Origin of the sequence: Weissella sp. DD23 (assembly GCF_001579105.1) — a bacterium.
In the GTDB taxonomy this organism is placed as follows: domain Bacteria; phylum Bacillota; class Bacilli; order Lactobacillales; family Lactobacillaceae; genus Weissella; species Weissella cibaria.
Window position 1 is genome coordinate 360,896 of the sequence record NZ_KQ970391.1, and the last position, 9,504, is coordinate 370,399.

Consider the following 9,504-nt stretch of genomic DNA (forward strand, 5'->3'; position numbering starts at 1 on the left):
GTATGAGGTGTTTGCCGTTTCATTGCGAACTTATGAAAATTATAATCCGGCTGACGGTATTGAGTTGATGGTAAAAGTGCACGCAACTGCTTTGTCATATGCCATCAGTTCGACAGCACGAGCCCAAAAGTACTTGAGTTTTGTCATTGAACAAATTGAAGCTTTACAAGGGCGCCCATTTACATCTGAATTTTCGATTATGAAACGCTTCGTGTCGATTGTGCGCCTGTACCAAAGTGGTAATGTGGATGCGGCTAAACGCGCGTTCGATAGTTTTAATGGGGCAGCCAAGCGATTAGATGTTCAGCGCTTATGGGTGTCCCCCAACTTGTTGGATTTCGAAACATTTTGGAAGCGATTGATTTCGATTGACCCAAGCAAACTTCAGGAATCTGATACAGCCCTAAAATCAGCTGAAATTGAAACGGTTGATTTTGGCGTTTTTGGTATGGGTGAAGCATTTGCCTTTATCATGAAGCTTAAGAAATTATCAGTCCATGAATTTGAGCTGGCGGGGATGAGTCACTCTAAAATTTATCGGGTTCGTAAAAACCTAGCTGAATTTGATGTGGAAGATTTGTTTGCGGGAATGTTGGCCGCCCGTTTGGATGTCCGTGATATTGACGTATATTTAACGGCCAGTTCGGCTGCAATGGGGCGCCCACGGTTTGGTATGCGACACCTAAGTCTGACGGAGTTACAAGAGGCGATCACCAAGTACGAAGCCTTAGCTGAAGAAACCGGCTTAGATTTGTATATGGAAATGAGTCTTGAATTCCGGGGTGTAGTCATTAAAAATACGGTCAAGAATTGGCTGACATCACCAGAATTACAACAATTGTCTGACGACGTTAAAACCCATTTGGAACATTTTGATGAATGGCATGAGTCGCAACACCGGCTTGCTTCGTGGGCGTTTTTGGATGAAACGACTGATGTTGGCGTTGGTCAACGGATGGAAATTTTGTTATCGTTCACTCGCAATGCACAGGTGTTTAAGTATCCGTACGATCCGATTTTAATTAATTTTGATCCGGTTTTAATGCAGGCGATCTTACGACAGGATGTTGCAAAGGCGCAAGAAGTCTACCAACGCTTGTTTGCAGAATACCAGGCACGCCCTGATTTGCAAATCTACTTCAATTATCGTTGGCATAAATTGTTGAACGAACAGCTGCTAAAAGTTGTTCAAGATGGTTTCGTGGTGCCGATGACAATCGAAGGTGTTTTGCGCGATGTTGAGACCGTGACTGGCGAACGTCGATTTATTGTGCCTTATTTAGCGATTTTGGACGCAATTCGTGAGGTCTATCCGGCTTACTAATTGTGAAACGAAATGCTTGAAAAAAGTGCTTGGCACTGTATAATCCAATACGGGAAAGAAATTGAGTTGAGATGAGGTTGAATACGATGCGTGTAACGCAACATGTTTTATTCCGAATCGTGATAAGTTTGCTTGGTGTCTTACTGGTTGCTGGTCATACAGCCCATGCTGACACCGTTAATCAGGCGCGGTATCGCGTGAATGTGTTAGCTGGTACGGCAAACCAGCGCAAAGCTGTTGTGGCCGCTGAAACGATGTGGACGACAGCCTTGCACGAACCAAGCCTCTTTCAGGCAGCTGATGCGCAATCGGACGCCACGACAATCACGATTGAATTTAACGATACAAAAGAAATTGCGGGCCATGCGAAAGGAAACCAAGTAGCAGCTGATGTTTTAGGCGAAACATCGGATGTAGCTGGCACCAAAAAGATTGTCATTTTTACAAAAGGAATATTCACTAATTTTAAGTTGACCTCATACCAGACGGCAGCTGACTACACAGCCAGCGTTATCGCCCACGAGATGGGCCACGCGATGGGTCTACGACACACTTTGAACAACAAGAATGACTTGATGTACCCAGTGAACACGGGGCCGAATCAAGCGATTACACACTTAGACGCGACTAAGTTACCGTGGCAAGTGTCGACGGCAGCTTTAAGTGATTTAGATAAGAATACATCGATGGCAAATAGTCAGTTCGTTACAACGCGCATGTCGATGTTTTCAGCCAGAGTTGCCCATTTGCCTATGCTCTTTTGGGGCATGGTTGCGGCCTTGGCAGTCGCTTCGTTAGCAATTATCATCAGATTGGTTGCTTGGCGTCGGAAAGTTTTAGCTGGACTGCAAAGTTAATTTGAAAAAATAACGGACAAATGGCAAAAACGTCCCAGATTTGAGCTGAATTCGCATAGAATTCAGCTCTTTTTTTAGGTTACTTGGAAAACCATAGTTATAGAGCTTAATTTGGGGAAGAAACCAAATATGAAGGTTAGGCGGGGGTACACTTATACATGTTAAGAAATGAATTGGCTGGTGGAGCGGTTGACTTTTCTCTCATACCACACCATACCTAATTGAAAAGACGCGATCTTTTTGCAACACTCGATCAGTCAATTCATTTCTTAATAGCTAGTGTGATGTTAGCAATGACTGGTAAATTCAAATGAGTTTACCCGTTTTTGTGTTAAACACTAACTTTTTTATCCTGGATAGTGGAAAGTGTTGCTATACTGGGACGTAAAGAGAAGGCAAGACCATATGCACACAAGTTGCTTTCGGTTAGAATGAAGATACATTCGGAAACTAAGGGAACGCGAAATGGATAATATGGTATCAAAAACAAAGTCGGGCGTCTCCGATCAGAAGACGTACCGGAAAACATTAAGAAAGAGAATTAACCAGCGCGGCCAAAATATTATGGTGATGATCGGTTTGTATTTCGTCACTAGTGTGTTCGATATGTTTATACAACCGAATTCACGTTTGTGGATTACGTTATCATTGGCGGTACTGACCACAGCAATTTTGGCATCAATTGCGCGACTGGTTTATACAATTTTCCTTCGGGGAATTGCGAAAGGTTTGTTAGCGAATATTCCGTTGGTGTTCTTGGCAATTGCTTGGATATTTAAAGCAGTTGCACTGAGTTATACCATTCATTAGGAATGTTTGTGGGACGAAAGAGGGCGTCAGACATGACATTAAAGAGAGAAAAAATTGTGTTGACGGCACTCGTTGGTTTGGCAGCCACGGGAACATTGCTCGTTCAACAAGAGAAATTGGTTGAAGCTTCACCATATACATCAGGACTTGAATCGGCAACAAGTACTAATCAAAAGCAAATTGTGATTAATTTGGTTGATGATGCAGGAAACCCAGTTACCTGGTTCCAGTCAGATGGTACTAACGGCGGATCAAGCATTGAATATGCCGGCCAGGACGGTAACTTGGAAGGCATGCAGTTGATTGCATTGCCAGCCGGCGTTACTGCAACTGGAGTATCATCTTCTGATCAGGATCAAATCGCAATGGTACAAGGCGGTCAACTATACGTGACGTTATCTGCCATTCAAGGCTCAGTTGCTCACTTCACATTGACGGGGGCTGCCTTTGCATCAAACAACCCAGCGTCATCTAGCGCAACGTCAGATGCAAATTCATCTGCAGCAACTGATCCTGGGTCAGTAGCGTCAAGCGCTTCGTCTGTTGCACCGAGTGCGTCATCTGTTCAGGTATCACACAGCGTATCTGCAGTCGTGACAACGCCAAGTGAGGCGCCGTCATCGGTGGTCACTTCACAAGCACCGGCATCATCTTCAGCAGTAACGATGCCTAGTGATACGACGTCAGAGGTAGCTAGCGAGACACCGGTGGTATCCAACGTACCTTCACAATCAAGTATCACGGTAGCGCCATCCCAATCAGTCGCATCATCTGCTTCAGAGGCCAGTGAGTCAGCGACGGTTACACCATCTAGTGCAATCAGTTCAGCGGCATCAGCACCGGCAAGTATGGCTGCAGTTGCTGCCAGTGATACGGGTGTTCAGTCTGAGGCCACACCAGTTGTGCCACAATCAAACGGGGTAACCCAGGTTATCCTGCCAGCATTGGCAACCCAGCCAGCCGCAATTATTAACTTGCCTAAGATGGCAACAACAATTGCGCCAACTAAGCAAATTGATTGGCAAGCGCCAACGTCTGCAAGTGCGGTCATTGACGCAGCAGCAGCGTTGCAACAACCAGCGCAAACGACGCCAGTAAGTGCGCCGGGTCTTGCATCAGCAAAGCCAAGCACTAAGCGTGATCAGCCAAATGACACAACGGTTGTTAAAAAGGGGTCATTATTAAGTTCAACGGCTGACGCGCCAAAGCCTTCAATGTGGAACGACAAAGCGCGGACGTTTTCAGCGTTATCTGTTGGTATGAGTGCATTAGCGGTTGCTGCTCAGATGCTCTTGTCAAAGTTAACAATCTTTAAAAACCTATTACAATAAAGTGGCTTAACCAGTTAGTGTAAAGCCACTTATCACAAACATTAAAAACAGCGGTAGAATGTTTCAAAAGCGACACATTCTACCGCTGTTTTTTGCTTATTTTTTATACATAACCACAGTAACCTGTTATAATAATAAACATGGAATGGTAGTTGGTATGATACACAGAGTTTACGCTTTTTGCGTAGGTGTTTTGTACTGTGGAAATGAGAAAAGGTCACGCGTCTACTAGTAAGATGGGTGGCCTTTTCTGATATCCTCAGGCCAAACGCGAACCGCTTTAAGAAAACAGAGAGGAAGTTTGGGAAATGAATTTCAAGTCTTTCAAAGCATTAGAACCAACACAAAAACATTTTAAGATGTATAAAGACGGTAAGCGTTGGGTCGTTGCGGGAATCTTTGCCGCTGCAGTTGGACTGGGCGGCTTGATGCCAGTGAACGTTTCAGCTGATGTGACACCAGCTGAGCAAACCAGTACGTCAGCTACGGCCACAACCAATCAAATAGCGCCCAACGTTGATAGTGCATCGAATTTAACGGTAGCGGCTACCTCAGTCGCTAGCACAGCATCGACATCTGCAAATGAAAATTCATCAGCAATCGCAAGCGATGAATCGATTAGTAGTGTCAGTGATCAATCAAGTCAATCAATGGTGTCGTCAGTTGTGACATCAAGTTCTGCCGTCGTAAGTTCATCGGTCAGTGTGCAAAGTTCATCGCAACAATCAGGTGAAACTAGTCAATCAGTTGACAGCACAGTTGATTTAGGTGTTGTAGATGGTGATGATCAAAGCGCCATGGCGCAAGTAACTGCGACGGCGCAAAGTTTGTCAGCAGTTCACGTCCCAGTGTCTTACGCGGCAGTATTGCCGGCGGCTACGTCAAGTGACGTCGCTAGTTCAGTTGCACCTGCCGCCAAGACCGCTACAAGCAACGTTGCGTCGGATACGCAAGTTAGCCAAGAAACGGTGGGTTCGCACTTTACGGCGGTGACATCGGGGGCGACAAAGTCACAAGCGGTTATGACAACTCTGACGCCAGCTATGGCTAGTTCATTGGCGATGATGGCGTCTTTAGCGGCCGACTCAGCTAAGACAGTAGCCGGCTATAATCGAAGTGCAAGTGCAACTTATGCTAGTTTAGTGGCAACCGCTTCATATTATGCTAGTATTGCGGCAACGAATAAGTCACGATCAGTCTATACATTAACGACCAATAAGGGACAACAAGGTGCATTAACGTTTAACAAGCAAGTTGATATGAAGGCAAATTGGACGTTAAATCTTGAATTGGACTTGGCCAATCTACAAGATATGAACCACGTCTTTGGTGATTTCTTAGGTCTTACACTGTTGCCAGTTGATCCTAAAGCAGCTGCAACGACCGGTAATAATGGTGGTGGTTTGGGAATTGATGGTGTTAGGGGAGCGTTTGCTTGGGGTCTTGACCTGAATGCAAATAATGGTGATGGCATCACTAATCTTGCTAATACGATTGCCCAGGCTGGTTTCCGATTGACGGCACCTGAAAACGGCACCGTTATTAAGGCTGGTACGCAATTGAAGTCCGGCTTTACCGCCCCTGATGGGACAGTTTATGCCGCCAATGATGTTGTGAAGAACGATATCGCTTATGCTGCTGGTGAGCTGTTACCAGCAAATATTAACCCTGATGGCACAGCTATGACGAATACCCAAGCGATTACTGACTTGGTGGCCCAACTTGGTGGGCACACGCTGGGGTATACCAGTTATGGGAATGCCATTTGGACACAATATGTTGGTTATCACGTGGGCTCAGGGCTTGATTTTATAAATCACTCAGTGACGACTAAAACAGGGATGACGGCTGATAGTTTTGCGACAGATGTACAAACTGCGGGTTCTAATGATTTAGGGACGGCAGTAACACCAAACATAGTTGTGCCTGTTACGATAAGCTATGTTGCAAATGGTGATGGTACAGGGGTGTTAACGGTTCAGGCAGTTGACGGTTCGTATAAGCAATCAATGGTTGTGGGTGCAAAAAATGTGGCCACGATGGCGTTGGCAATTAAGGCCATCACCGGTGATTCTAGTTCACAAATGGGTGTGACATTAGTTGATCAAGGAACGACGCCAGCGTTTTCGTTGATTAATCCAATGGTCGTTGACAAGGGGGGTGATGTGACCACGCCAAGTACCTTGCCTGCTTCGGCACCAAGTTCGACAGCTTCTTCAAGCGTTTCGTCGGCAGTATCAGAATCATCGTCAGCCGCATCATCGCTTGGGACATCAAGTGTAAGTGTTGCCTCAGTTGCACCAGCTACGCCAGTCACACCAAGTTCTAGTGCACGGATTGACGCAACGACACCAAAATCTGAGCAGTCTAGCAAGGCGGAGTCACATCAGACTCACCATAACCAGACGAAGGTGGCCCGGACGCAGCTTGCCGAAAAGATGGTCGTTGATCGAGCCGTACCGCATGTTGCGTTGACTAATTCTAAGGCGACACATGCTGCGACAACGACTGTCCAACGGATGGTTGTGCGGAGTGCGGTGCTACAAAAATTAGTGGCACAGTTGGCACATACAAATAATAGTAAGCAACATGATGTTTTGCAGGCAGTTAACAAATTATTGGCACACAGTCTGCCACAGGGTAGTCATGTACGTGTCGCACAATTGGACGATAAGGCCATTGTTATCGAATGGGCAACGCCTAATAAGTCAGTTAACGGTGTACAGCGTGTTGCACGGCAAGTAACGACCACGACACCGGTCAGCATGCAAAGTCTGCTAGCTGATGGTATGAAGTGGACGAAAGCTAGTCAAACGGATACGATTGTTGGTGAAATGCCCACACTGGTGGTTGCCATTGCACAAGCTATCGGTATGGTGGCTTTGACGATTGTGCCATTATCATTTGCTGGGTTCCGCCTTGGTGACATGCAAGCGCCAGAGCAATTGCCAGTGGCCGATTTGAAGTCAGTGGCAATGAATTATGCACCGACAACCGACCTGTTAGCACGCGATGCCGATGTACCAGCTAACTGGGCTGATTGGGGGACAACTTACGCTAGCTTTTTGGGTGAAGAGCCAGCTGCTCAATTAGTTGCGCCAGCTGGGACGGTTAATGTCAATGAAGCAGCGTATGCTGAGCGTTATGCTGACGCAGTGATTGCTGTCGATGAGGCGAAGATGCTGTTACAAGAGGCTATCGATGACAATGCGACAACGCGTTCTCTGGCTGAACATGGCCAAGCAGTTAGTCGTGCATTAGCTGCGGTAGTGGCCTTAAATGAAGCGCAACGCTTTATGGTTGCACAGCAAGCGACGCAGATTACCGATGGGCGTGTGACGTATCAAGCAGATGATGTTTGGTCACAAACGTTGGATCATGAGCCTGCTAATATGATTGCTGCGCCAGCTGGGTTTGCTAATATTGATGCAGACGATTACGAAGAAGCATATATTGACCACGTCTTACTACTCGAGGATGCTAAGATGGCCCTGCAAGAGGCAATGGATGATGGTGCGACAATTGGTCAGGTCGAACAGGCTGTTAAGCATGTTGAAAACGCCCTGTCAGATATCGTGGCTTTGAATGTTAGTCAGAAGTTCCAGCAATTGCAACAAGCGTCGGCACCGATGAATGAGATGGATGGTGAAGCAACAATGGAGTACAATCCAGTGATGAGCATCGTGGTACCGGATGGATTCACGATGCAAAATCAGGAGCAGTACGAGATGGCGTACATCGATCAGATTTTAGCGGTTGACGAAGCTAAGATGGACTTACGTGAGTTGTTGGATGATGAAGCAGAAACGACACGTGCACAAGCGTCAGTTGTCAATGCTGTTGATGCAGTCGCTCGGTTGAATGCAGCACAACTTATTCAACCAACCGCCTAATTAAATGTAAATTAAAACCCCGTCGCTATTCCGATTATGGAATGGCGACGGGGTTTCTTTGTGTATTAATAGACGGGATAAACTTCCTTCAACATCGTTAACAATTCTTGATAAGGTTGAATGAAATCGCGCTCCCCAGTTATTACTTCAACATCTTTTAGCAAATTATCGATGGTCAATGGAATGACATATCCCTCACGCAGAACTTTGATAAATTCGGCATTTAAGAGCATATGCCAGCGATAATTAAAGTAGATGTGCATGTCTGGTCGATGCTGGTATTCAGCAAACTGACGTGCATAAATTGCTTCGGCACGGTCAGCGTCTTTGTTTAGCACGGCCTGGATGAGTGGCGAATCATAGTTGATTAAAATTGGGTCATACGGATAACGGAATGTTTCCATATAATGACCAAAATCAACAGTCTGATCCATCCAACGCTTAATCAAATTCGAATCCGGTTGGTTCAGCATTGGCCAAGCAGCTAAACGTTGTTGTGCTTCATGCCACGTGTCGAAATGACCTAAATGGTCGGATACCTCCATTGAGAGTTGCTTCAGTTCTTCAGATTGAAGCCAATGTGGCACGGTATGTTTCAAGACGGTGCCACGGAACTCAAAGGCAATTTCTTTGTAAACATCGAAGCCAGTCTCAGCATACAAATTCTCGTAATCAGTAATGGCGAGTTGCATCTCATCAACTGATAAATGACGCATGCCAAAGCGACTGCGTCCGTAGGCGGTTGAATTAGTTGTTAGATACACATCGACATCACGAACATCTAAGCGGGCGGCCATCATGGCTGCGAATAAGTCGTTCACGTCAAATTCGGCTAAGTTCTTCCGAACTCGGTAAATTTTAGAGTGACTCATACCGGCCGTCTCAAATTCGTGAACCGATAACTTTTTCAGCTTCATAATGTATTCAAACGCCGCCCCCATCGGAACTTCTGCAAATGAGACGCCAGCCGAGTCGTCTAATCCAACGAGAACGGTGTCCGCAGCAGTTGGTTGCAATTTCTCAGGGGCGTGCGAAGTTAATTTCTTCCAGTAGACGTTGAACGTTTGCATGTTTGGGGATGCGTAAAGGCGGTCCATATCCAAACGCTTAGCGGCCCCGAAGAAAGAATCGAAGGCGCGTTGGGCGGCATCAACATTGCCCATGACGTAGAGTCGGGAAATATTAGCCAACCGTTTCATGATGGCAAATTCACCAGCAAATGGCCGGCCTCGCATATTTGATACTTGTGTTAAGACAAAGTCTAGATATTTACGCGCTCGGGCTGCGGT

Annotated in this window: 6 protein-coding genes; 5 read left to right on the forward strand and 1 reads right to left on the reverse strand. The window is 46.1% G+C overall.

Going from position 1 to position 9,504, the window contains the following annotated elements; translation table 11 throughout:
• The 5 genes from WEIDD23_RS04230 to WEIDD23_RS04250 all read left to right on the forward strand — a co-directional run.
• The coding region (locus WEIDD23_RS04230) for a hypothetical protein (protein WP_082778310.1) at positions 1-1,324 on the forward strand (1,324 nt) is incomplete at its 5' end.
• Positions 1,325-1,410: 86 nt separating this feature from the next.
• On the forward strand, positions 1,411-2,181 hold the full coding sequence (locus WEIDD23_RS04235) for a M57 family metalloprotease (protein WP_010373553.1): 771 nt from the start codon (positions 1,411-1,413) through the stop codon (positions 2,179-2,181).
• A 465-nt stretch (positions 2,182-2,646) separates the two neighbouring features.
• Positions 2,647-2,991, forward strand: a complete 345-nt coding sequence (locus WEIDD23_RS04240; protein ID WP_010373556.1) for a hypothetical protein — start codon at positions 2,647-2,649, stop codon at positions 2,989-2,991.
• A gap of 32 nt (positions 2,992-3,023) precedes the next feature.
• On the forward strand, positions 3,024-4,322 hold the full coding sequence (locus WEIDD23_RS04245) for a hypothetical protein (protein ID WP_010373558.1): 1,299 nt from the start codon (positions 3,024-3,026) through the stop codon (positions 4,320-4,322).
• Positions 4,323-4,630: 308 nt separating this feature from the next.
• Entirely contained in the window at positions 4,631-8,215 is a 3,585-nt protein-coding gene (locus WEIDD23_RS04250; RefSeq protein WP_062358783.1) for a KxYKxGKxW signal peptide domain-containing protein, read from the forward strand.
• Between the two features lie 65 nt (positions 8,216-8,280).
• Here the strand turns inward: WEIDD23_RS04250 and WEIDD23_RS04255 are convergent.
• A partial coding sequence (locus WEIDD23_RS04255; protein ID WP_242865422.1) for an XRE family transcriptional regulator occupies positions 8,281-9,504 on the reverse strand: 1,224 nt, incomplete at its 5' end.